Here is a 22,999-nt window from a genome sequence, read left to right on the forward strand (position 1 = left end):
ATGTCTCATAAGAGTCAGCTGGCGAGCTTGGGAGGCAAACCAGTCAGGCGTACCCTTCTGCCTTACGGCAGGCAATGGATCGGACTGGACGATATTCGGGCAGTTGTCGTTACGCTCCTCAGCGATTTCGTGACGACAGGGCCGGCGGTCGACCGGTTCGAACATGAACTCGCTCGTTATACCGGCGCGCAATATGCAGTTGCTTTCTCCAGCGGAACCGCCGCCCTTCATGCAGCCTGCGTAGCTGCGGGGATTGGCGAAGGCGACGAGGTCATTACGACGCCGATTACTTTTGCGGCAACGGCCAATTGTATTCGATATGCCGGAGGAACGCCGGTGTTCGCGGATATCGATGAGCGGACGTATAACATCGACCCGGACTCGGTTAAGCGGCTCATTACGAACAGGACCAAGGCGTTAATCCCCGTCCATTACACCGGTCAACCCGCCGATATGCAGGCGATCATGCAATTGGCGAAGGAGAACGGACTCATTGTCATTGAAGATGCTGCGCATGCGTTCGGCGCTTCCTATATGGGCAGGCGCATCGGCAGCGGCAGCGCTAGCATGACGATGTTCAGCTTTCATCCTGTCAAGCATATTACGACCGGTGAAGGCGGAGTGATCACCACCGACGACCCTGAATTGTATGAGAAGCTGAAAGAGTTCCGGGTACATGGCATCACGAGAAATCCGTCCCGAATGGAGCGTCCGCAGGGGGAGTGGTACTACGAGATGCAGTCCCTTGGCTTCAATTATCGGCTGACGGATGTTCAGGCTGCGCTTGGCGCAAGCCAACTCAAGAAGGCTGAACGGTTCCTGCGTCTGCGCCGTCGGTACAGGCAAATGTACGATGAAGCCTTCATGCACGCGAAAGGCGTGACCATTCCTTACGAATCGCCGGAATGCGAATCGTCCTGGCATCTCTATGTGCTGCGTCTGAACCGAACGGAGCTTCGCGCGGGCCGAGAGGAAATCTATCATGCGCTGCGCGCCGAGAACATCGCCGTGAACGTTCATTATGTGCCTGTTTACTTGCACCCGTATTATCGCGATCTCGGTTATCGCCAGGGACTGTGCCCGATAGCGGAGCGGGTGCATGAAGATATGATTACTCTCCCGCTGTTCCCCCGGATGACGCGGCGCGATGTCAACGACGTCATAACAGCCGTTCATAAAGTGCTGGCTTATTATTCGGCGTAAAACGAGGAGGTGAGCGCATGAAGGTGGCAGCGATCGTGCAAGCCCGTATGGGATCAACCAGACTCCCCGGGAAAGTGCTTCTCCCGGTGTTAGGCAAGCCCCTGCTTCAGATTGAGTTGGAGCGAATCGGCCGCTCCCAACGGATCGACCGTATCATTGTTGCGACAACCCGCCAGCCAGAGGACGAGCGCATTATCCAATTTTGCCGCTCCATCGGCGTCGAATGCTTCAGGGGATCCGAGAATGATGTGCTAACGAGGTATTATGAGGCAGCCCATTACGCCCAAGCCGATGTCATCGTCCGCCTGACGGCCGACTGTCCGCTGTTGGACCCGCAGATTATCGATGATGTGATATCGAGTTACTTCTCAGCGATGCCGGCATGCGATTATTGCTCGAATACGCTGGTACGTTCCTATCCGCGCGGATTGGATACGGAGGTGTTCTCCTTCGCAGCTCTGCAGCGAGCTTACGAGCAAGCGGAATCGCCGGCGGAGAGGGAACATGTCACCCCCTTTATCGTTAACCGCCCGGAACGGTTCCGTTTGATACCGGTGCTCGGCAGTCAAGACTTCAGCCATCATCGCTGGACCGTGGATACCGTTGACGACTATCGGTTGGTGCGGCAGATTATTGAGCGCTTATACCCGGCCAATCCATTGTTCACGATGAGCGATGTTACTGGCTTATTGGAACTAGAAAGCAGCTGGCCGGCCATCAATGCACATGTTGAACAGAAATCAGTCGAGAGGGATTGAAGGGTTGACGATGATGTGGATACGTGTCGATGCATCGGCGACCATCGGAGCGGGTCATATGATGCGATGTTTAGCGCTTGCGGAACACCTGAGCGCTTCGGGTATGACATGCCGGTTTCTGAGCAGGAGCCTGCCTGAACACTGGTTGCGAATGTTGAATGCACGCGGCTTCGAGAGCGTCCAGCTGCCAGGGGATTCCGAATCGATCGATTGGCAGGCGGATGCGATCGCGACGATCGATGTCTTGAAGCGTTCGGAGCAAGCCGAGTGGCTGCTCGTTGACCATTATGGTCTCGGATTGGATTGGGAGATTGCGATAAGACCTCATGTTCGCAAACTTGCGGTCATGGATGATTCGGTATCTCGTTTGCATGGCTGCGATGTACTGATGAATACCAGCGTTTTTGATGAGAAGGACACAGCTCTTCAGCGATTAAGCGTACCCGCGCATTGCAAGCTATTGCTTGGCCCCGCGTATTCATTGCTGCGTCAAGAATTTCGGCGTGCTTCCGGCAGGGCAAGGAGCAGAGACGGTACGATCCTTCGCGTGCTAGTCAGCTTCGGCGGGAGCGATCCATGCAACTTGACCGCGGCAGCAGTTCAAGCGCTGGAGGACGCCGCGTTCTCCACGCTGCATATCGACGTTGTGGCCGGAGCTTCCAATCCGCGCAAGGAGGAAGTGAAGGAACTTTGCGCAGCGGTGGGCCATGTCGAATTCCATGAGCATACAGAACGGATGGCGGAGCTGATGGTTCGAGCGGATCTTGGCATCGGCTCGGCTGGCTCGACTTCCTGGGAACGTTGTTATCTGGGTTTACCGTCGATTGTCATAACGGCAGCTGCCAATCAGTACGGAATTGGCCATTATTTGCATAGACGCAAGGCCGCGATTCATCTTGGCTGGCACCAATTTGTCAGCAGTAAGCAGCTAAGGGCTGCATTGCACGCGCTGATCGCCGATCCGGCAGCAACTGCGGCTATGTCCGTTCAAGCCAGCGCGCTCATGGACGGCTGCGAAGGCAGGGTCGCGGAACTTGTGCAGCATTTCATGAACGAATAGGAGGGAAATGCTGATGAATGATGTCACGATTGCCGGCAGAACGATCGGTGCGGGCCATCCGCCTTTTATGATCGCAGAGATGTCGGGCAATCATAATCAGTCGCTTGACCGCGCCTTGGCGATTGTCGAGCAGGCAGCCCGATCAGGCGCGCACGCGCTGAAACTTCAGACGTACACGGCAGATACGATGACGCTTAACGTCCAATCAGGGGAGTTCCGCATTCATGATGCAGACAGTTTATGGCATGGGTGGTCGCTCTATGAGCTATACGCTCAGGCCTGTACGCCGTGGGAATGGCATGAGCGGATCATTGAATACGGACGGCAGCTCGGCTTAATCGTCTTCAGTTCGCCATTTGACGAGTCGGCCGTTGATTTCCTCGAGACGCTGGATGTGCCCTGCTACAAAATCGCCTCGTTCGAGAATAACGATCTGCCGCTTATCCGTAAGGTCGCGGCAACGGGAAAACCGGTCATAATGTCGACGGGGATGGCGACAATAGCCGAGCTCGAAGAAGCCGTGAACGCATACCGGGAGGCTGCTCCCGATCCAGATTCAGGTCAAGGCGGGCTTATCCTGCTTAAATGCACAAGCAGCTACCCGGCGCCTGCTGCGGAGTGCAACCTTCTGACAATCCCGCATTTGAGCCGGCTGTTCGACTGTCCGGTCGGATTGTCCGACCATACGCTTGGTTTCGGTGCGGCGGCAGCCAGTGTAGCGCTTGGGGCCAGCGTAGTGGAGAAGCATTTTACTTTATCCCGGTCGGATGGCGGTGTCGATGCAGCTTTCTCGCTTGAGCCCGACGAGATGTTGCAGCTGACCCAGTCGTGCGCGACCGCCTGGGAGGCCCTAGGGACGATTGCGTTCGGACCGACGGAAAAGGAGCGAAGCTCGCTTATATTCAGGCGTTCGATCTATGCCGCACGGAACATACAGCCTGGCGAACCTTTTACCCGAGAGAATATCCGAATCATCCGGCCTGGCCTGGGGCTGGCTCCGAAGTATTACGAGCTTGTGCTTGGGAGGAAATCCGTTCAGTCGATCAACGCTGGCACGCCAATCCGATGGGAGCAGCTATAATGCTGGAGTGAGAAGTGAGAAGTAAGAAATCGAGAGGCGCGGGAAGGAGAATTCAGGTGCTGCAGGTACGTCTGGCCCACAACGGTGATGCGGCGATGCTGTTTGCCTGGCGCAATGAAGAAACGGTCAGGCAACAGTCATTCAACAGTGATCCGATCGATTGGGCTACGCATGTGCGCTGGCTGGAAATGACGCTGGCTAGCAGCGATCAACTCATCTGTATTGCATTGGAAGGGGATAAGCCGGCAGGAAGTTTTCGGCTGGAGAAGCTGACGGATTCTACGGTTCTTATCAGCATTACGGTAGCGCCTATGTTGCGCGGGCAAGGGCTGGGGTCAAGGATGCTCCGCCTGGCAGCAGAACAATGCCGTTCCAGATTCGGCCCCGTGACGATCGTGGCACAGATCAAAGCGGATAACGAAGCCTCCCTGAGGGCGTTCGCCAAAGCAGGTTATACACTCCGTTCGGTAACGATGGAATTGCAATGCGACTAACCTAATGAAGGAGAGAAGCTGCTCATGTCCAAGTTTGCCCATGCAAAAAAATGCTGCTGTTCAGTATGCAAGAAAAAGAAATCGCGTTTGCGCCGTAAAAGAAGGGCTCGTTCGCTAAACCGGGTCCGCACCTCCCCTGTTAGCCTGTTGCAGCAATCCGTTGATGCGCTTGGCGCTGCGATCGGCAGTTTGACAGATCGAGTGGCCCTCATCGAAGCGGCTATCCATCGGAATCGGATCGAGCTTGGTGAAATGCGCTCGACTGTCGGAAGTTTGACCTCCGAGGTGGGGGAATTGACCTCGGAAGAGCAGTCCATCCGGAGCCAGCTGCAGCAACGGATCGGCGCTCAGGTGACGATTGATACGCCCGTAGGGACTGTTACCGGCGTATTGATTGCGGTTGGCGAGGATTTCGTCGAGCTTCAGGAGTCGACTGGCGCTATACTGGTCGTCCGCATAGCGAAGATCAATTCGTTTAGTTGATTAGAACATGGTGGAGGGGATTAGAGATGGATTTTTCCGATCTGATGAGAACGTTCATTGGCCGCAATGTAGAAAGCTATCAGGAAGGGCAGTTCCTGACCGGCCGACTGGCCAACGTGACGGAGGGCAGCCTGATCATTGAAGCCATCCAAAGTGTCTACAGTCCGGTATCCGGTCTGGTGACTGTATTAACGCCGAATATCAATTATGTGCGGATACTGCCTTAACGCGTATGCTATTCTTGATACGCAGCGGTACCGATTCGCGTTCATCGAATCACACGGCGTCATCGGTCAAGTCGGAATGGCCGGACAGCCTTATTGTTCGGCTTGACCAAGAGGATGCGGATGCCCTGAACCGGATCCTTTGCACATCGGGGGAGCCGTTCTTCATCGTCCTAGGTGCAGGCGACACTGTACTGCCGGGCTTCCGAGCTGCTCTTAAGCAATCATTGCAGCAGTTAGAACCATCGGATGCCGGCTTCATTGCCCAGAAGGAATCCGTGAACGGAGTCCAGGCCGATCGCTTGCTTCCTCCGCTTCCGCTTGTCTGGAGAACCGAAGCCGTTCTGAATCGTGATGACGGCGGCTTTCAGACCATGACCCAGCTCCCTTTTCCTTCCTATATCTTTCATGAACGTATGCTGCAGCTAAAGCGATCGTGGAATTGGCCCGTCTTGAAAGGTCTCCCGCTGTATCAAGCGGCGCAGCGAACGCCCAGTTGGATGCAACTTGACCGGGAATGGGCATTGCTGGCCCCGATTCTCGCTGGAGAGCGCCAAGCAGTTGCTCAAGAACGAGAACCTGTCATCTCAGTCGTCCTATGCATGTATAATGCGTCCGATTATATGCTGTGGGCTGTTCGCAGCGTCCTTATCCAGACCTATCCGGATTGGGAGCTCATTCTCGTCGATGACGGCTCTAACGATGCTACGGACATGGTGCTGAAGAGCAATCCATTGCTGCAAGACACAAGAATCCGAATGCTGTCTCATCCGTCCAACTTGGGCAAAGCCGCCGCGCTGAATACGGCGCTCGCTTGCGCGCGAGGGCGATGGCTGCTGGAGCTCGATGCCGATGACTGGCTGTGCGTCGATGCCCTGGAGACGCTTGCGCGTGGAGCGCTGGCGAATCCTGAAGCCGGCGCCATTTATGCCGATCAGATCGAATGGCTGGAACGGCATAATAAACAGCTTGTCCTGCGAGGCATCGCCCGTGCATGTGATACGCCGACGATCCATCACCTGCTAGATCGTCCTGTGCCGCTTGCGCCCAGAATGTACCGGACGGCTCTCCTGCGCAAGCTGGGCGGATGGCTGACCGATGACCCTTACGGCGGCAGGTTATATGAAGATATCCAAATGCTGGTTCGGGTAATGGAGCTGCGGCAGCTTTACCGCATTCCAATGGGGTTATACCATCGCCGCCTGCGCGCGGCAAGCGTCTCGCAGCAGAACAAGGAGCGTTATGGGATCTGGAAGAGGTGGATGACGGCGAAGCTTTCTATACGCGATTAATGCCTGTACAACCGAACGCATTAAAACAGCGATCGCCCCGAAAGGCGCATCGCTGTTTTGTGTGTTACGCTTCGATAATGGGCCCCTATTGTAACGGATACCTAGGTTAGGCGCGAATGTTCTTTACTCTTTTAACGCGCCAATCAACACCCCATGCACAAAGTATTTTTGCAGAAACGGATAGAGGACCAAGATCGGTAGTGTTGATACGATGATCGTCGCGTACTTGATCGTCACCCCGATATCCATCCGATCGCCGGCGCCGGATCCGGTCGTCATGCTGTCCGTGCTGTTCGAGATCAGAATCTCCCTGAGCACCAGCTGAAGCGGGAACAATTCCCGATCGCGCAGATAGATGAGCGCGCTGAAATACGAATTCCAATGTCCGACGGCGTACCATAAGATCATGACGGCAATCACGGGCATCGATAGAGGGATGATGATACGGCTCAGAATCGTCCAGTCATTCGCCCCGTCGATGCGCGCGGATTCCTCCAATCCTACGGGGATCCCCTGGAATGCGGTTCGCATAATGATTAAGTTAAACGAGCTGATGGCTCCGGGCAAAAGAAGCGCCCAAGGCGTATTCAGCATGCCGAGATTGTTCACCAGCAGGAAAGAGGGAATCAGGCCCCCGTTGAACACCATGGTGATGATGATAATAAGCATGATCGTATTATTGAAATAAACGTTACGACGGGAAAGCGCGTACGCGCCGAGGGTAGTCATGATCAAGTTGATGCTTGTACCTGCGATAACATAGAACAGCGTGTTCCGGTAACCTGTCGTAACCATGGGATTGTCCAATACCGCCTTATAGGCATCCAAGCTGAACCCTTGCGGGTAGAACAGCATGCCGCGAAACCGGGCCATCTCGGCTGGATCGCTCAGTGAGGCGAAGAGGATATAGAGGAACGGATACAGCGTAACGAAACAAAGCGACAGCATAAAAAATAGGTTAAACCACGAAAACACCGTTTCACCGCGAGAACGTCGATACGTCAATTGTCGTTTCCCCCCTTTACCACAGCCTGTGCTCGCTTACCCGCTTGCTAATCGTATTGGCGAGCGCCAGCAGAATGAAGCTGACGATCGAATTGAACAAGCCTACGGCAGCGGAATACCCGAAGTCGGCGCCGAGAATCCCTTTTCTGTATACATAGGTGGAAATCACGTCGGCCGTTTCATAGGTCAGCGGGTTGTACATCAGAATGATTTTTTCGCTCCCGACGGAAAGCATCGACCCGATATTCAGGATCAGCAGGATGATGATCGTTGGCATAATGCCTGGAAGGGTCACATGCAACGTTTGCTTCCAACGGTTCGCGCCATCGATACGTGCCGCGTCGTACAGGGAAGGGTCAATCGTCGACATCGCGGCGAGATAAATAATCGAACCCCATCCGATCCCTTGCCAGATCCCGGAGGAGATAAACATGGAACGAAACCAGCCCGGCTCCTGCAAGAAGGCAATCGGCTCGATCCCGAACCATCCGAGGATGTTATTAATGAGCCCATCGCGCGCAACGAAATCGACGAGCATGCCCACCACGACCACGATCGAGATAAAGTGGGGGAGATAGCTGATTGTCTGCACGACCCGTTTGAAGACGAGTTGTCATATTTCATTGAGCAACAGCGCCAGGATGATCGGAGCAGGGAAGGCAAACAGCAATTCATAGATATTGATCATGAAGGTATTGCGAATCAGCCGCCAGAAGTAAGGGTTTTCAAAAAAGTGTTGAAAGTGCGTAAACCCGACCCAAGGACTGCGCCATACGCCATCGGCTATGCCATAATCCTTGAAGGCAATGAGCAGACCATACATCGGTCCGTAATGGAAAAGGGCGTAATAGGCGATGACGGGCAGAAGCATCAGGTAAATCATGCGATTGCGTATGAGGTCTTTTCTTATGAAACTCCATTTGCTTTCCACGGGTATTCTGGCGGCGGCTTGCGACACGTTCTTGTCTAACTCAGGCACGGAATGATCCCTCCCGGATGTCCGGAATACGGACAGCTATCGGCCAGCGCATATTCCGGAATTGGCGATGTTTATCGATCGTTGTACCGTTCTAAGGCGGCTTGCTGAATTTGGATCGCTTCTTCGATTCCTAACGCTTTTAACGCCTTGACATAGTCGTCGAATTTATCCAGCGACTCGGCGCCGGTAATAAACTTCAGCATCATTTCATCCTTGTACGTATTCACGTCGGTCATGATCGAGGCATATCGGCTGCTGTCTTGAGCGGCGATGCTGACGGGAGGCATCCTATTCTCATGCGTCGGGGCTGACCACAAGGCCATCGCTTCCTTTTGTTCCGGCTTGGTCGTGTACTGCTGCGTGTGGCGTACATCTTGGACAAAAGGACCAGATGTCGCTCCCATAATATGCGATCGGAAGGATTGGGAGATCGGCAGTCCGTTCGGATTGTTCAATACAGCGTCCGTATACTTTGGCTGTCCGTCCACTAACGTGTACGTTTCGCCTTCTTTGCCGAAATTCATGATGAGCTTGCCTTCTTCGCTGTACAAATAATCCAGGAACTTCACGGTTTCGTCCACATTCTTGTTACTTCCGGTGATCGCGGCGAAGATGCCGGTAACGGGATTGTCAATGTATCCGAACACCGGCTTGTCGCCAGCATTCAAGGTCGGATAGGTGGTGCCGACAATCTTGAATTCCGGTTGGCTCTTGGCCATTAAGTCCATGTATTTGCCGATGCCGCCATTGAGGAACAACACGGTCGATCCGACCTGATTGCCGGTGATCTTCGCATCTCTCATTTTGCTGTCCGTCGTCGCGAAGTCCTTGTCGAGCAAGCCTTCGTCGTACCACCGGTTCATGGTGGCCAGGTAGTCCTTGAAGCCAGGTTCAATTGGGCCGTACTTGACGGTATCCTGCTCCCGGAAGAAATCGTTAGGCGTCCCGAAAGCGCCCGCGAAAGCCAATTCTCCCGCTGGAATAAGGATCGGAATTTCGTCCGCTTCGCCATTGCCGTTAGGGTCCCGTTCTTTAAACGCTTTCAAAACCGTGTACCATTCGTCAATCGTCGTCGGCGAGGATAGGTTTAATTTATCCAGCCAGTCTTGGCGAATCGCTGGTCCCAGGAAAACTTGCTGCGTAACATCTTCGCGAATGAAAGGGAAGCCGATGATATTCCCATCGTCCGTCGAGGCCATCTTGCGCCATTCCGGATTCGCGTCCAATAGCGCTTTAAGATTGGGAGCATCCTCCAAGTAATCATTCAAGGGGACGATTTTCTTGTCCCGGATCGCTTTCTGCGCGCCGCCAGGGTAACTGTTCCATCCAAAATCAACGACGTCAGGCAGCTTGTTCGACGCCACAAGCAAGTTAAACTGCTCCGCGAGTTGACCTTGCGCCGGGTGCTGGAATTCAAGCTGGACGCCGGTTCTGGCCTCGATTTCCTTCCATGCGGTGACCTCGCCGTAACTCTTCATAATGGCGGCCGCATCCGGAAACAATTCCACCCAGTACGTTAATTTGGTCAATGATTGCGACTGCTCTCCCGATTGTTGTTCTTCGGAAGCGGATCCCGTTGAGCCCGTCGATCCTCCTTCGCTGCACGCCGCGAGCGTACTGGCCATCAGGGCCGGAATAATAACGATAGCTGCCAATCGACTACGCTTTCCCTTGTACATGGACATAAACAATTGCCCTCCCCATTCGAACTAATGGTATGAATCGATATGGAATGACGTTGTTTCATTGGAGGGGCTATCCCGCTAGAGATAGCCCTTGCGTAAGGACATTACAGCGTGGAGCCCCAGTCGTACGGATCGTTCTGGCCTTTATAGATCCCTTTGACCACGCGATAGGCGAGCTTAGGTTTGCGATATTCGTTGACCAGACCTTTGTTGTTGAAGGAGCGCGCGCGGTCCCTGAAGTGAGGGCGGCGGCTCTGCAGGTCGGCCCTTGTATCGGCGAACTGCCACACGTATGTACCGCTGATCTTCGCGTCGGAGCGGAAGAGCTTCAGGGACTTGCTGAGCAATTCGGCTTGGTAGTCCTCGCTGAATAGACGGGGTTCCCAGCCGGAATCGCCATATACGCCTGCTCCGCCGAATTCGGTCATCAGCACAGGGGTGTGCTCGGCGCCATATTCCTTGCAGCGCTCATGGAATTTCACGAGCATCTCCTCGAACTCGACATGTCCGAAATACCACCCGCCATAATAGTTAATCCCGATCACGTCGAACAGTCCGAGGCAAATGTCTGTCATAGGGTGCATGGTGGCATAGGCGACAAGTCTTGACTGGTCCTTGCTCCGAACGAGCTCCGTCAGCTGGACGGACAAATCATAGGCCTGCTTGGATCGGGTATCGATTTCATTATGGACGGACCAGAACAGAATCGAAGGATGGTGCAGATCCCGCTTAATCATCTCATCCATCATCGTTAACGCGCGTTGCACGAAGAGCGGGTCGTCCGTGTGCTCAGCCGGGAACGCGGCGCCCCAGATCGGGATCTCGCCCCAGAAGATCACGCCTTGCTCATCCAGCAGATCGAGCCAGTATTCGCTCTGCGGGTAATGGGATCCGCGTACGGTATTGCAGCCCATCTGAAGAATGATATCCAGATCCTTGGTCATTAATTTGTTGGGGAAAGCGAAGCCCCATTCCGGGTGTTCCTCGTGGCGGTTAACGCCCTGCAGATAGAGCTCTTTGCCGTTGAGCAAAATTTTCTTGTTTCTCGTCTCCACGGTGCGGAATCCGATGCGGTCCGTCAGGTCGTCTTGACCGGCCACCGCTCTGATCATATAGAGTTCGGGATCCTCCTGTTCCCACCGCTTAAGTCCCGACCAGGCTTGCTCCACGTTGAGTTCCAAGCTTTCTTTGGCAGGAAGGTAAACGGTTTCAGAATAGAAGATCTCCCCGTTCCGATAGAGGGTTACGGGCGCTTCGACAGGCGTATCCGACAGGGAGCGGAGCGTAAGCGTGGTCCGGACATCCGCACTGGAATCGCCGGTCATGTCATACGTGATGCGCATCGCCTCGATCGAGACATCGGACAAGAGCTGTACTTCTACCGGTCTGATGATTCCGCCGTAATGGAACCAGTCCACGATATGGTAGGGAATCGTATTGAGCGTCAGCGTGCTGTCCGTGCGGACGATAAGCTCGTGTACGCCGGCAGTCGCGTTAGGGACCGTGAAGTCAAAAGGGGTATAACCGCCGTAATGATAACCCAGATGGTTCCCGTCCAAGTACACATCGGCATGTCCCAGCACGGCGTGGAACAGGAGACGCAGATGGCTGCTTTCCTCAAGCGTAATCCAAGTGCGGTACCAAGCGACCCCTTCATAATCGAACTTGCCCAGTTCGTTATTCCAACAGGCCGGCACCGGTACGCGATCGTGACTGGATGGGAATTTCGTCTGCCATCCTTCAGCTAATCCCCGGTTATCCTTGTCAAAAACGAAATCCCATAATCCGTCAAGCAATTGGCCCTGCCGAAGTCGATGCTGCTGAAACGTGCGGATCACAATCATCATCTCCCATACTTTTTCTGCGGGTCATCTCGAATTAATGCCCTGTATGATCGGAGTTTAGCATCGCTTGCATTCGAGGGACAATGGCAAAAAGGATCCTAATCATTTATCATAAATGATACAAATGATTGGATGGAGGAAGACGTATGGAATATGCTGTGGGCAATATGGCGGTGCATATCCATTGGGTGCTGGCCAAGCCGGCGCTGCCAGGCTGGGAGGACATTCGGCAGACCGTGTCCGGCCATACCTTTTATTACATCTACAGCGGGAAGGGGATTTTTCGCTCCGAGGAGGGGGATCAGGAGGTCGAAGGGGGCACCTTGGTGTACCTTTGGCCCGGATTGCCCCTCTACATGAAGTCGTCCGAGGCGCATCCCCTTCGGATGACGATGGTGCTATTCGAGTGCGCATCGCTAACGAAGAATGAGCAAGGATGGGAGGGACCGGAGCCCATGGAACGGCTGCGGCTGCCTTTTCTTTTGCCATTGCCGAGTGATCGTGTGGGGAAGATCGGCGGACTGTTCCGGGAAGCGGAGAGAGAATGGGTACCTGGGGATTCCGTGCGGGAGGCACGGGTAAAGTCGATCTGGTATCGATTGGTACAAGAGGCGCACGAGGCGGCGGAAGCCGGGGGGAGGCACAATGGCGAAGAAGGAATTGCGGTGGCGCTTCGTAAGTTTAAGGAAAAGTTGGACACGGGGTACGCCACGGAGTTCCGCATCACCGAATTGGCGGAGCAGACCGGGTTCTCTCCCGTCTATCTGCGCAGAACCTTCGCTGCCCAGTACGGGTGCAGCCCCAAGGAGTACCTGGATCAGCTTCGCAACGAGCATGCCGTCCGCCGCCTGCGATTCACGGGCGAGTCCGTCACGGATATCGCGAGAGCCTGCGGTTACTCCGACGTCTATCAGTTCAGCAAAGCATTCAAGAAGCGCAATGGCGTGTCGCCTAGCGACTACCGAAGAAAGCACGGAGGCGGATCGTTTCACTAAAATAAGCTTCTTCAAGCGAGCTCCTCGTTCATTCCCAAATATCCTGAGGTTTGACGCCAAGTTCGGACGCTAATAACAGTGCCGTTAAACGTTGGGGCTTGTGGATTCTGCCATTCCTAAGCTTTGATATCGTCTGAACGGATATTCCAGTCGATTCCGATAAATCTACAGCCGATAAGTTACACCTTGCCATCATGATCTTCAGCTTCACGGAGGGATTATCCTCTTTGGAGCTAAAATCGGTAACGACGTACGCAAATTGATTTAAGGTGTTATCGCTGTGGTAGAAGGGGGAAAAAGTCACTTCCAAACTTTCTTCATTGCCTAGCCATTTGGTGCGGATACTGAGGCTCTCCGAACGTCGGTCAAGCACTGCGCGCCGAATGGCTTCAAGTACGCGCCCTTGTTCTTCCTCGTGAATAATGGACATGATCGACCTGTCTAATAGCGCAATATCTTGCCCCAACAAGAAGTAAGGGAGCTTTTTGTCCGCTCTTTCGAACATATTCTTCGCGTTAATAATCCCTGAGATTAGTACCGTATGCCGTTGCATCTGTGCTTGAATCCATAACTTAGCGCTCTCGTCATGAGCCGTGCAAATCCATGTAGGCTGCGAACTGGAACTGTTTTTTCGGCAAGAGATCTTGACGTGAATTTTTTGATTCTGTTTGGTTCTTAATGTATAGGGGGTCAGCTTCTCCGTAAGAGAAGATTCGCTCCATGCTTGAAATAACGCGTCGAGCTTCAGCCTTGTGAGCTCAGCCTCTGTATAGCCGACAAGTTGAGTGAAAGCATCGTTACACCGTTCAACGTACAAGCCCCTATAATCGCGTTTCAGGATCGCCATAGGCGTTTTGATTTCTTTGAAAATAGTTTCGAAAACAGGCATTTCTACCACCTCGTGAAATCTGTGTTCACAGAATAATACCATAATCTGTTTGGGTTGGGATGGGGTTAGTTCTAGGAGTGTGGTAGGGAAAATCAAGATGTTTTCCAAGTTTGCGACAACTGGGGAAGCCGAGGTCGTTAAGCATGTTTGCGCCGGGCGAGATCACTATTTATGCCATGAGAACTTCACTAAGCAGTCGTGTGTTTCAGGTTCGGTTACCAATGATATGATATGTGGTTAATCGGATTATCCAATGTGAATGCCGGAAACGATGATGTTCCTACCTATCGAAAAATGCGCGTTAGACCATTTTGAGCTCCTGATATTGACACAGCACGCTACTGCGTGATACTTTATAGCAGTAGTAAGTAACACTGCATACCAGTCGTACAGAATAGCAAAGGGTGATCGTGTTGGAAAACTTAACGGAAATGCTCAAAGGCGTGCTTGAGGGTTGTGTCCTTGAAATAATAAGCCGGAAAGAAACATATGGTTATGAAATAACGCGGCAGCTGAATGCTCTTGGTTTCGCTGATGTTGTCGAAGGAACGGTGTACACCATTCTGATCCGGCTTGAGAAAAACAAATTGGTGGAAGTCGCCAAGAAACCGTCCGACATGGGACCTCCGCGAAAGTTTTTCGCGTTGAACGACGCGGGACGCGAGGAGTTGCAGAGGTTCTGGGACAAATGGGAGTTCGTGTCATCCAAAATGAACGAGTTAAAGGAGATCCAATCATGAACTTTTGGGAAAAGATCACAGGCAGCGACATGACGAAAGAAATGAAATCCTTTGAAGCGCGAGCCAAGAAGCTGCCGGCTGATTACCAAGCGGCATGGGAACAGATTAATGCCTATCTTTGGCCGAACGCCGATTTCACCGGGCGCAACCTTATGCCCATTCTTGACGGCGTGCTTGGCCTGCTCGAAGAAACGGCGGCGGAGGGACAGCGTGTCCGCGACGTATTGGGAGACGACATCAAAGGCTTCTGTTCGGCATTGGCCGGGGAACAAGGGGCAAAGTCTTATCGCGATAAGTGGCGCGAACAACTCAACCATAATATTGCCAAAAAACTAGGTAAAAAATAGGGGGAGTACCATGAGCATTCACGATATTATCCAAGGCAAAAAAGAATGGCGGGCCCATGTGGCGCGCGTCAAAGCGCTCCCGCAAGATTATCAGGTCGTTTATAAAGAGATTCAAAACTATTTCTTCAAGGTCGGTCCTGTAGAGCTAACCGAAGGGACGGGATTACTCTCGGGGATTGTCGATCTTTTTGAAGAAGGGGCGGCGAGAGGGAAAGGCGTGCTCGAAGTGACGGGCAGAGACGTAGCCGCATTCTGCGACGATCTCATCCAAGATTCAAAAACGTACGCTGACATCTATTCAGAATCCGTTGACCCGAATCGTAACAAGGAATGAAACAACTTAGCGTGGCAATCCGCACACAGAACAAAGAAACCTAAATCCGCATCGAGACTTAGGTTTCTTCGCCTTGTTTTGCTTCAATCACATTGAAAACCATTGAGCCGCTCTTACTGGAGCTTGTAATTGATGCTTATCGCACGGTTTCTACCTTTTTCTTTTGCCTGATATAAGGCTTGGTCAGCGAGTTCCAATACTTCCGTTTGGGATAACGATTGATCAGGCGTAATAAACGCAGCCCCGATACTAACGGTGACCGTATCCAAGACAGGAGAGTCTTCGTGAGGAAGTTTCAGTTGCCGAACGCCGTTCAAGAATCGGTTGGTTGCTTCCAGCAAGCTTTGTTGGTCAAGTCCGGGTAGGAAAAGGACAAACTCTTCGCCTCCGAAGCGAGAAAGCTTTTCTCCGGTTTGCAAACAGGAAGATAGTGCGGAAGCGACCTGGATGAGACATTGATCTCCTTGGAGATGACCGTAGTGGTCATTGTACCGTTTGAAAAAGTCGATATCAATCATCATCAACGTGATGGATTGGTTGCTTTGGATGGATTCTTTTATTTTTTGTTCGATTTTTTCATTAAAGTATCTGCGATTGTTAACGCCGGTGAGACCATCGATATACATGCCTCGTTTCAAAGCCGACTCCAGCCGCTTATTCTCCGAGATATCGGTGAAAATGGAAGCGAAGTATTGCACTTGACCTGACTCGTCGAGTAAGGAGTATATGTTTTGCCATTCGGCTATAAGCTCGCCATCTTTCCGCCGGTTCCATATTTCACCTTGCCAATGACCGTTGGTATAGACTTCATTCCATAGATGGTCATAAAAGGATTTATCGTGTTTGCCTGAACGGAGAATGCCCGGGTTTTTGCCGGACAACTCTGCAAGCGAATAGCCTGTCAGCTCCGTAAAAGCCGGATTAACATAAATAATCAATTTATTAGGATCAGTTAGGACAACCCCGTGACGCATTTTATCAACCATGAGCTTGAAAACGTCGGGGTGAATATTGCTTCCTTCGTGTTTGTTCACATCTGTCACCTCAACGTTAATAAACCGCTTACTCGAACCGCGATAAACCTATCATACTTGCTCCTATATAGTGATATCAACGAGTAATTACTAGCATAAAGCGGGGTGCACAGGGGATATCGTTGAACGGATAAGGTTCAATGGAATAAGAAAGTGTGACGTGCATCACATCCTGTGTAGCGAAGAGGGCATATAATAAAGCCATGGAAGACAACAACAAGCGCCGCGCAGCTCATGTCGCAGGGAAACCGGATGACATGAGAAACTTCCTAAGAAGTTTGTGAAATAATTCACTTATATTAAGGAGCGTGTTCTATATGTTGATCAAATTACTTCGCGAAAACAAATATGCAGCCGGTTTGTTGGCCTTGCTTCGTCTCTATCTCGGATACGAGTGGTTGACGCACGGCATCGATAAATTGAAAGGCGGCTTTGACGCCGCGGGCTTTCTTCAAGGGGCGATCGCTAAACCCGTCGTAGACCGGGCTACGAATGAACTTATTTACCCGACCTTCACGAATTTCCTGGAGCATGTCGCGCTGCCGAACGTCAAGTTAATTAATCTCGCGATTCCGCTTGGCGAAACGCTTGTCGGTTTGGGCTTGATCGTAGGCGGTCTAACGGCCGCGGCTGCATTCTTCGGTCTGCTGATGAACTTCATGTTCCTGTTCGCCGGTACGGTAAGCACGAATCCATGGCTCATTCTTCTCGGCGGCATCGTGATGATCGCGGGCGCTAACGCCGGCCGATTCGGGATCGATTACTACCTTCTGCCATTCCTTCGCAAGAACGCAACTCGCTTCGTGAAAGGCAATAAACGCGGCGGCGGGGAAGAGAAGCCATTCACCGGTAATACGACACGTCCCGCACATTAAGAGGTGCGGTCATAGAAAAAGACAAAAAGCAGCCGATGCAGGCTGCTTTTGTTTGTATCGTCAGTGCGCGCCTAATATTTCTTTGGCCCGCTGTACGGTTATATCGTCCGGTGGCTTCGTATCGAGGAGTGGGTAGTCGATACCGAGCTGTTCGTATTTATACTTCCCCATTTCATGATAAGGCAATACTTCAATCCGTTGTACGTTGTTCAATGTTCGGATGAATGCCGCAAGCCCCTTCAAATCGGTTTCGTCATCAGACACCCCCGGTACGAGCACATGACGGACCCAGACGGGAACGCGGTTGTCGGATAGGAACCTGGCGAACTCCAAAATATGGTCATTCGGCTTGCCGGTCAGGGCAAGATGTTTCTTCGGATCGATTTGCTTCAGGTCGAGCAGTACGAGGTCCGTATACCGGATAAGCTGCTTAAGCGTCTCGAAGAAATGGCCGTGCGTCGTAAAACAACCGCCCGAAGAATCGATCGCCGTATGAATGCCGTATTCCCGCTTCAAAGCTTGGAAGAACGCGAGCAGGAAATCCGCTTGGAGCAGCGGCTCGCCGCCGCTTACCGTCACTCCGCCTCCGGAATATTTCATAAAGGGCAAGTAGGCTTGAATGTCGCGGACCAGTTCATCCACCGTCATGTTATGACCGCCTTTGCCGATTGTCCACGTATCCGGATTATGGCAATACTGGCAGCGCAGCAGACATCCTTGCATGAAGACGACGTACCGGATTCCCGGCCCGTCTACCATGCCGGACGTCTCGATGGAATGGATTCTTCCTTGGCTTGCATCCATAGGAGAACCTCCAATCTAAATTTTGCCGTGGAACGTACGGTTAATGACGTCAAGCTGCTGTTCTTTCGTCAATTTGATGAAGTTGACCGCATATCCGGACACGCGGACCGTTAACTGCGGATACTGTTCGGGATGCTCCATAGCATCGAGCAGCATTTGTTTGTCGAATACGTTAATGTTCAAGTGATGTCCGTCTTTGGACATGTATCCGTCCAGAATGGCGGTTAGATTGCGCTCGCGTTCCCCGTCGTTCTTGCCGAGCGCGCCCGGAACGATGGAGAACGTGTTGGAGATGCCGTCCAACGCGTATTCGTAGGGCAGTTTCGCCACTGACGCGAGCGAAGCGATCGCGCCTTTCGTATCCCTGCCGTGCATCGGATTGGCGCCTGGCGCGAACGGTTCGCCTTGCTTTCTTCCATCCGGCGTATTGCCTGTCAGCTTCCCGTATACGACATTCGACGTAATTGTCAGCACCGACATCGTCGTTCGTGAATTACGGTAGGTCGAATGTTTTTTCAGCTTCTTCATGAACCGCTTAACCAGATCAACCGCGATTTCGTCAGCGCGGTCGTCGTTGTTCCCGTAAGAGGGGTATTCGCCTTCGATCAAGAAATCGACGGCTACGCCTTTTTCGTCCCGAATCGGCTTGACGCGGGCATATTTGATCGCGCTGAGCGAATCCGCTACGACGGACAGACCCGCGATACCGGTTGCCATCGTACGCATCGTGTCCTGGTCGTGAAGCGCCATCTCGATCCGTTCATAACAGTAGCGGTCATGCATGAAATGAATGACGTTCAACGTGTTGATATACAGCTCGGCCAGCCATTCCATGATGTGGTCAAAGGCGGTCATGACCTCGTCATAATCCAGCGTGTCGGACAATAGGGGGCTGAACGGCGGCGCGACTTGCACCTTCAGCAACTCATCTACGCCTCCGTTGATGGCGTACAGCAGCGCTTTGGCCAAGTTGGCGCGCGCGCCAAAGAATTGCATCTGCTTGCCGATGCGCATCGCGGACACGCAGCAGGCGATTCCGTAATCGTCCCCAAAATATGTCCGCATGAGATCGTCGTTCTCGTATTGAATAGAACTCGTTTTGATCGTCATTCGCGCGCAGTACATTTTGAATGCTTCCGGGAGCCTTGTCGACCAAAGAACCGTCAAGTTCGGCTCAGGCGAAGGACCGAGCGTCTCGAGCGTGTGAAGGAAGCGGAACGTGGTCTTCGTGACGAGCGCCCTTCCGTCCAGCCCCATGCCGGCCAACGATTCCGTCACCCAGGTCGGATCGCCGCTAAACAACTGATTATACTCCGGCGTACGCGCGAATTTGACCATTCTCAGCTTCATGACGAAATGATCGACGAGTTCTTGCGCATCTTGTTCGGAGAGCGTGCCGCGCTTGAGATCCCGTTCGACATAAATATCAAGGAAAGTCGACGTCCTGCCGAGGCTCATCGCTGCGCCGTTCTGTTCCTTAATCGCGGCCAAGTAGCCAAAATAAAGCCATTGGAAGGCTTCTTGCGCCGTGTTTGCCGGCTTCGAAATGTCGAATCCGTAACCTTCCGCCATTTCCTGCAGTTCCTGCAGGGCACGAATCTGCTCCGCGATCTCTTCCCTGGCGCGAATGACTTCATCCGTCATAGGCCGCTCGTTGTATAACGACAATTCTTCCTGTTTGCTCTTCTTGAGAAAATCGATGCCGTAGAGGGCCACTCGCCGGTAATCGCCAATGATCCGTCCACGACCGTAGGCATCGGGCAGCCCCGTTATAATTCCGGCCTTTCTCGCGAGCGACATGGCCGGCGTATAGGCATCGAATACACCTTGATTATGCGTTTTGCGATAGGTGGAGAAGACGCGCTCGATCTCTTCGTCGAGTTTGTAACCGTAAGCTTCACATGCGCTCTTGGCCATCCGTATGCCGCCGAACGGCTGAAGCGCCCGCTTGAACGGCTCGTCTGTCTGCATCCCCACGATTCGCTCCAGTTCCTTGTTCAAGTATCCGGGGCCATGCGAAGTGATGGTGGAGACAACCTTCGTATCCATCCCGAGGACTCCGCCTCTCTCACGCTCTTGTTTGGCCAGGGACATGAATTGCTCCCATAATTGCCTCGAAGACGCGGTCGGCTGGGCAAGAAACCCGTCATCGCCGTCGTATGGCTCATAATTCAGCTGAATAAACTGTCGGATGTCCACTTCCTCCCGCCAGCTCCCCGACTTGAAACCTTCCCATGCGATCATAAGATGTCCTCCCTTGGTCTCGAGTACCCAGTTAGTATCGGTAAGCCGCCACTTCTTTACGAAGCAACAGACTGTCCATATTCTCGATAGTCGTCCATCGAATGGAAATGATCCCACGAGAAGGATGAAGGTATGGTTTGCTGCCAATCGTCGAATATTAAAGGCCAAATGCTCAAATGCGAGGAGAAATGAATGTTGGAACGCGAACATCTGGTCGTCGTCGGCAATGGCATGGCGGGCATCAATACGGTGGAGAACATTCTGAAGCTCGCACCGAACAAATATAAGATCACGATATTCGGGGCGGAGCCTTATCCGAATTACAACCGGATACAGCTTTCTTACGTGCTCGAGAAGAGCAAAGCGATCGAGGACATCATTCTTAACGATTGGCAGTGGTACAAGGATAACGGCATCGCGCTGCATACCGGAGCGACGGTCATGCGGATCGACCTTGCACACAAACAGGTGGTAACCGATAGCGGCGTGCAAACCGGGTTTGACAAATTGATTCTGGCTACCGGTTCACGGCCGTTCCGCCTGAACGTGCCCGGCTCGGATAAGCAGGGCATTGTCGGATTTCGCGACATAGACGATTGCGAACGAATGGTTCGCGCCGCGGACGTGTACCGGAAGGCCGCGGTAATCGGCGGCGGACTGCTGGGCCTCGAAGCTGCTAAAGGTCTGTTGAAATTAGGCATGGACGTCACCGTCGTCCACTTATTCGAGGAACTCATGGAACGTCAGCTGGACCGGACCGCATCGCTCATGCTGCAGGCTGAGTTAGAAGGACAAGGCTTAAAGTTCGCGATGGGCAAGAAAACGACGGCTTTCCTGGGAGACGAACGCGTATCGGGCCTGCAATTCAATGATGGAACGACGCTCGAGGCGGAATTCGTCGTCATGGCCGCCGGTATTGTACCCAATGCCGAACTCGCCAAGGCGAGCGGACTCGAAGTGAACCGAGGTATCGTGGTAGATGATTTCATGCGCACGTCAGTGTCGGACATCTATGCGGTCGGCGAATGCAACGAACACCGGGGCGTGAGCTACGGACTGGTCGCTCCGCTCTTCGAACAGGGCGGGGTTCTCGCGAAGCATCTGTGCAGCGTGGAGACCAAGCCGTACGAAGGTACCGTCGTCTCCACACAACTCAAGATTTCGGGAATCGACGTCTTCTCGGCCGGCGAATTCATGGATGCGCCGGACCTGGCGATCGTGCGCATGCATGACGAGTGGCGACGCATCTACAAGAAGATCTTGCTGCGCGGCGGCCGCATTGTAGGCGGAGTTCTAATCGGCGACGGCAAGGAATCTACGCGGCTTCAGCAATGGATCCGAACAGGCACAGTCATGACGGATGCCATTCACGGCGCGCTGATGGGGGCGGTCGAAGCCGCTTCCGGCAATACGGTCGCGGATATCGCGGACGAAGAAATCGTCTGCGGCTGTAACGGGGTGACCAAGAAGCGGATCGTCGATGTCATTCAGGAGCAGGGATTCACGACGGTCGAGGAAATCAAAATGTCCACCGGTGCTTCCCGGTCCTGTGGAGGCTGCCGCCCGGTCGTCGAGCAAATCTTGAAGCACGTCCTGGGCGACAAGTATGATTCGGCCGCGGCCAAAAAAGAAGGGATATGCGCCTGCACGACGCTCAGTAAAGACGAAGTAGTCCGCAATATTAAGGAGAAGGGGCTCATCACCTCGAAGGAAGTCCGATACGCGCTCGGCTGGGAGAACGAGGAAGGCTGCTCGAAGTGCCGACCTGCGCTCAACTATTACTTAGGGATGATCTGGCCTTCTGAACATGTAGACGAACGCGACGCGCGCTTCGTCAACGAACGGATGCACGCCAATATTCAGAAAGACGGCACTTTCGGCGTCATCCCCAGAATGTACGGCGGGGTCACGACGCCGGAGGACCTGCGTCTTATCGCGGACGTAGCCGTGAAATACAAGGTCAAACTCGTGAAAGTAACGGGTGGACAACGGCTAGATCTCTTGGGCATCAAACGCGAGGACGTGCCGAAAGTTTGGGAAGAGCTGGGCATGCCGTCGGGCTACGCTTACGCGAAGGCGTTGCGCACCGTCAAAACATGCGTCGGCTCTCAATTCTGCCGGTTCGGCACGAAAGACTCCATCGATATGGGCGTTCGGCTGGAAAAGAAGTTCGAGCGGCTGGACATGCCCGCGAAATTCAAAATGGCCGTCAATGGCTGCCCGCGCAATTGCGCGGAATCCGCGACGAAAGACCTCGGAATCGTCGGCAACGAAGGCGCATGGGAAATTTACGTCGGAGGCAACGGAGGCATCAAAGCCCGTCTGGCCGACTTGCTCTGCAAGGTAAAGACCGACGACGAAGTCATGGGTATCGTCGGAGCATTCATCCAGTACTACCGGGAAACCGCGAAATATCTGGAACGCACGAGCGATTGGCTGGAACGGACCGGATTGGAAAACGTTATCGCGACCGTGGTGGACAACGCGGAGAAGCGGGAAGAGCTGAACGCCAGGATCGATCTGGCGTTGGAACAGGTAAAGGAACCATGGCGGGATATTCTGGACAACCGCAAGCTGAAAGAGCAGCTGTTCGAGGAGATCAAGGTACCGGCGCATCATGAATAATAAC

21 protein-coding genes and 1 pseudogene are annotated in these 22,999 nt (G+C 53.2%); 14 read left to right on the forward strand and 8 right to left on the reverse strand.

The genetic code is table 11. The features are described 5' to 3' along the window. The 8 genes from pseC to FHS18_RS26540 all read left to right on the forward strand — a co-directional run bounded on the left by pseC (position 1) and on the right by FHS18_RS26540 (position 6,595). Positions 1 to 1,203, forward strand: a complete 1,203-nt coding sequence (pseC, locus tag FHS18_RS26505) for a UDP-4-amino-4,6-dideoxy-N-acetyl-beta-L-altrosamine transaminase (RefSeq protein ID WP_183603408.1) — start codon at positions 1 to 3, stop codon at positions 1,201 to 1,203. A gap of 17 nt (positions 1,204 to 1,220) precedes the next feature. After that, positions 1,221 to 1,961 (forward strand): cytidylyltransferase domain-containing protein, encoded by a 741-nt coding sequence (locus FHS18_RS26510; RefSeq protein WP_183603409.1) that lies wholly within the window; start codon positions 1,221 to 1,223, stop codon positions 1,959 to 1,961. 10 nt (positions 1,962 to 1,971) lie between these two features. Beyond that, complete coding sequence (gene pseG / locus FHS18_RS26515; RefSeq protein ID WP_183603410.1) at positions 1,972 to 3,021, forward strand: UDP-2,4-diacetamido-2,4,6-trideoxy-beta-L-altropyranose hydrolase; 1,050 nt, start codon at positions 1,972 to 1,974, stop codon at positions 3,019 to 3,021. 13 nt (positions 3,022 to 3,034) lie between these two features. Next, on the forward strand, positions 3,035 to 4,102 hold the full coding sequence (gene pseI / locus FHS18_RS26520; RefSeq protein WP_183603411.1) for a pseudaminic acid synthase: 1,068 nt from the start codon (positions 3,035 to 3,037) through the stop codon (positions 4,100 to 4,102). 56 nt (positions 4,103 to 4,158) lie between these two features. Continuing rightward, positions 4,159 to 4,596 (forward strand): GNAT family N-acetyltransferase, encoded by a 438-nt coding sequence (locus tag FHS18_RS26525; RefSeq protein WP_183603412.1) that lies wholly within the window; start codon positions 4,159 to 4,161, stop codon positions 4,594 to 4,596. 87 nt (positions 4,597 to 4,683) lie between these two features. After that, positions 4,684 to 5,079: a DUF2642 domain-containing protein gene (locus tag FHS18_RS26530; protein ID WP_183603413.1), complete on the forward strand. Its 396-nt coding sequence runs from the start codon at positions 4,684 to 4,686 to the stop codon at positions 5,077 to 5,079. A 26-nt stretch (positions 5,080 to 5,105) separates the two neighbouring features. Then, a complete protein-coding gene (locus tag FHS18_RS26535; protein ID WP_183603414.1) occupies positions 5,106 to 5,306 on the forward strand; it encodes a hypothetical protein in 201 nt (66 codons plus the stop codon). Positions 5,307 to 5,311: 5 nt separating this feature from the next. Then, on the forward strand, positions 5,312 to 6,595 hold the full coding sequence (locus FHS18_RS26540; RefSeq protein WP_183603415.1) for a glycosyltransferase family 2 protein: 1,284 nt from the start codon (positions 5,312 to 5,314) through the stop codon (positions 6,593 to 6,595). A 123-nt stretch (positions 6,596 to 6,718) separates the two neighbouring features. Here the strand turns inward: FHS18_RS26540 and FHS18_RS26545 are convergent, their stop codons facing one another. From FHS18_RS26545 to FHS18_RS26560, 4 genes and pseudogenes are all read right to left on the reverse strand, one after another. Beyond that, positions 6,719 to 7,543, reverse strand: coding sequence for a carbohydrate ABC transporter permease (locus FHS18_RS26545; protein ID WP_183603494.1), 825 nt, complete (start codon positions 7,541 to 7,543; stop codon positions 6,719 to 6,721). A gap of 73 nt (positions 7,544 to 7,616) precedes the next feature. After that, a pseudogene (locus tag FHS18_RS26550) lies at positions 7,617 to 8,579 on the reverse strand (ABC transporter permease). A 71-nt stretch (positions 8,580 to 8,650) separates the two neighbouring features. Further along, positions 8,651 to 10,264 carry an extracellular solute-binding protein gene (locus FHS18_RS26555; RefSeq protein WP_246427926.1) on the reverse strand — a complete coding sequence of 538 codons (1,614 nt, stop codon included), beginning with the start codon at positions 10,262 to 10,264 and terminating at the stop codon, positions 8,651 to 8,653. 104 nt (positions 10,265 to 10,368) lie between these two features. Further along, positions 10,369 to 12,108, reverse strand: a complete 1,740-nt coding sequence (locus tag FHS18_RS26560; protein ID WP_221401476.1) for a glycoside hydrolase family 2 protein — start codon at positions 12,106 to 12,108, stop codon at positions 10,369 to 10,371. Positions 12,109 to 12,254: 146 nt separating this feature from the next. Here FHS18_RS26560 and FHS18_RS26565 point away from each other — a divergent pair, with 146 nt between their 5' ends. Next, a complete protein-coding gene (locus tag FHS18_RS26565) occupies positions 12,255 to 13,103 on the forward strand; it encodes an AraC family transcriptional regulator (RefSeq protein ID WP_183603417.1) in 849 nt (282 codons plus the stop codon). A 28-nt stretch (positions 13,104 to 13,131) separates the two neighbouring features. Here the strand turns inward: FHS18_RS26565 and FHS18_RS26570 are convergent, their stop codons facing one another. After that, positions 13,132 to 13,992: a helix-turn-helix domain-containing protein gene (locus FHS18_RS26570; RefSeq protein ID WP_183603418.1), complete on the reverse strand. Its 861-nt coding sequence runs from the start codon at positions 13,990 to 13,992 to the stop codon at positions 13,132 to 13,134. 431 nt (positions 13,993 to 14,423) lie between these two features. Here FHS18_RS26570 and FHS18_RS26575 point away from each other — a divergent pair, with 431 nt between their 5' ends. The 3 genes from FHS18_RS26575 to FHS18_RS26585 are packed head-to-tail and all read left to right on the forward strand — an operon-like array spanning position 14,424 to position 15,413. Beyond that, entirely contained in the window at positions 14,424 to 14,732 is a 309-nt protein-coding gene (locus FHS18_RS26575) for a PadR family transcriptional regulator (protein WP_281378872.1), read from the forward strand. Then, complete coding sequence (locus FHS18_RS26580) at positions 14,729 to 15,079, forward strand: DUF1048 domain-containing protein (RefSeq protein WP_183603419.1); 351 nt, start codon at positions 14,729 to 14,731, stop codon at positions 15,077 to 15,079. Before FHS18_RS26575 ends, FHS18_RS26580 begins: the two co-directional genes overlap by 4 nt. 10 nt (positions 15,080 to 15,089) lie before the next feature. After that, the gene (locus tag FHS18_RS26585; RefSeq protein WP_183603420.1) at positions 15,090 to 15,413 is read left to right on the forward strand and encodes a DUF1048 domain-containing protein; all 324 of its coding nucleotides are present in this window, start codon (positions 15,090 to 15,092) and stop codon (positions 15,411 to 15,413) included. A gap of 113 nt (positions 15,414 to 15,526) precedes the next feature. On the opposite strand, the gene FHS18_RS26590 is transcribed toward FHS18_RS26585, so the two are convergent. Further along, positions 15,527 to 16,447 (reverse strand): diguanylate cyclase domain-containing protein, encoded by a 921-nt coding sequence (locus FHS18_RS26590; RefSeq protein WP_183603421.1) that lies wholly within the window; start codon positions 16,445 to 16,447, stop codon positions 15,527 to 15,529. Between the two features lie 317 nt (positions 16,448 to 16,764). Here FHS18_RS26590 and FHS18_RS26595 point away from each other — a divergent pair, with 317 nt between their 5' ends. Continuing rightward, on the forward strand, positions 16,765 to 17,322 hold the full coding sequence (locus tag FHS18_RS26595; protein ID WP_183603422.1) for a DoxX family membrane protein: 558 nt from the start codon (positions 16,765 to 16,767) through the stop codon (positions 17,320 to 17,322). Positions 17,323 to 17,382: 60 nt separating this feature from the next. Here the strand turns inward: FHS18_RS26595 and pflA are convergent, their stop codons facing one another. Both pflA and pflB read right to left on the reverse strand, forming a co-directional pair. Then, entirely contained in the window at positions 17,383 to 18,126 is a 744-nt protein-coding gene (gene pflA, locus FHS18_RS26600) for a pyruvate formate-lyase-activating protein (protein ID WP_183603423.1), read from the reverse strand. Between the two features lie 15 nt (positions 18,127 to 18,141). Continuing rightward, complete coding sequence (gene pflB, locus FHS18_RS26605) at positions 18,142 to 20,370, reverse strand: formate C-acetyltransferase (protein ID WP_183603424.1); 2,229 nt, start codon at positions 20,368 to 20,370, stop codon at positions 18,142 to 18,144. Positions 20,371 to 20,562: 192 nt separating this feature from the next. Here pflB and nirB point away from each other — a divergent pair, with 192 nt between their 5' ends. Next, positions 20,563 to 22,995 (forward strand): nitrite reductase large subunit NirB, encoded by a 2,433-nt coding sequence (gene nirB / locus FHS18_RS26610; protein ID WP_281378870.1) that lies wholly within the window; start codon positions 20,563 to 20,565, stop codon positions 22,993 to 22,995. The last annotated feature ends 4 nt before the right edge of the window (positions 22,996 to 22,999 follow it).

The sequence above is a fragment of the Paenibacillus phyllosphaerae genome, assembly GCF_014192105.1.
Lineage (GTDB): Bacteria > Bacillota > Bacilli > Paenibacillales > Paenibacillaceae > Paenibacillus_Z > Paenibacillus_Z phyllosphaerae.

What these genes read in the sequence shown, in the direction of transcription:
- pseG (WP_183603410.1), top strand. Translation starts at nt 1,972, where the DNA reads ATGATGTGGATACGTGTCGATGCATCGGCGACCATCGGAGCGGGTCAT.
- FHS18_RS26555 (WP_246427926.1), bottom strand. Translation starts at nt 10,264, where the DNA reads ATGTCCATGTACAAGGGAAAGCGTAGTCGATTGGCAGCTATCGTTATT.
- FHS18_RS26570 (WP_183603418.1), bottom strand. Translation starts at nt 13,992, where the DNA reads ATGCCTGTTTTCGAAACTATTTTCAAAGAAATCAAAACGCCTATGGCG.
- FHS18_RS26510 (WP_183603409.1), top strand. Translation starts at nt 1,221, where the DNA reads ATGAAGGTGGCAGCGATCGTGCAAGCCCGTATGGGATCAACCAGACTC.
- FHS18_RS26560 (WP_221401476.1), bottom strand. Translation starts at nt 12,108, where the DNA reads ATGATTGTGATCCGCACGTTTCAGCAGCATCGACTTCGGCAGGGCCAA.
- FHS18_RS26575 (WP_281378872.1), top strand. Translation starts at nt 14,424, where the DNA reads ATGCTCAAAGGCGTGCTTGAGGGTTGTGTCCTTGAAATAATAAGCCGG.
- FHS18_RS26565 (WP_183603417.1), top strand. Translation starts at nt 12,255, where the DNA reads ATGGAATATGCTGTGGGCAATATGGCGGTGCATATCCATTGGGTGCTG.
- FHS18_RS26540 (WP_183603415.1), top strand. Translation starts at nt 5,312, where the DNA reads ATGCTATTCTTGATACGCAGCGGTACCGATTCGCGTTCATCGAATCAC.
- pflA (WP_183603423.1), bottom strand. Translation starts at nt 18,126, where the DNA reads ATGGATGCAAGCCAAGGAAGAATCCATTCCATCGAGACGTCCGGCATG.
- FHS18_RS26595 (WP_183603422.1), top strand. Translation starts at nt 16,765, where the DNA reads ATGTTGATCAAATTACTTCGCGAAAACAAATATGCAGCCGGTTTGTTG.
- FHS18_RS26585 (WP_183603420.1), top strand. Translation starts at nt 15,090, where the DNA reads ATGAGCATTCACGATATTATCCAAGGCAAAAAAGAATGGCGGGCCCAT.
- FHS18_RS26535 (WP_183603414.1), top strand. Translation starts at nt 5,106, where the DNA reads ATGGATTTTTCCGATCTGATGAGAACGTTCATTGGCCGCAATGTAGAA.
- pseC (WP_183603408.1), top strand. Translation starts at nt 1, where the DNA reads ATGTCTCATAAGAGTCAGCTGGCGAGCTTGGGAGGCAAACCAGTCAGG.
- pflB (WP_183603424.1), bottom strand. Translation starts at nt 20,370, where the DNA reads ATGATCGCATGGGAAGGTTTCAAGTCGGGGAGCTGGCGGGAGGAAGTG.
- FHS18_RS26545 (WP_183603494.1), bottom strand. Translation starts at nt 7,543, where the DNA reads ATGCTGTCGCTTTGTTTCGTTACGCTGTATCCGTTCCTCTATATCCTC.
- pseI (WP_183603411.1), top strand. Translation starts at nt 3,035, where the DNA reads ATGAATGATGTCACGATTGCCGGCAGAACGATCGGTGCGGGCCATCCG.
- FHS18_RS26580 (WP_183603419.1), top strand. Translation starts at nt 14,729, where the DNA reads ATGAACTTTTGGGAAAAGATCACAGGCAGCGACATGACGAAAGAAATG.
- nirB (WP_281378870.1), top strand. Translation starts at nt 20,563, where the DNA reads ATGTTGGAACGCGAACATCTGGTCGTCGTCGGCAATGGCATGGCGGGC.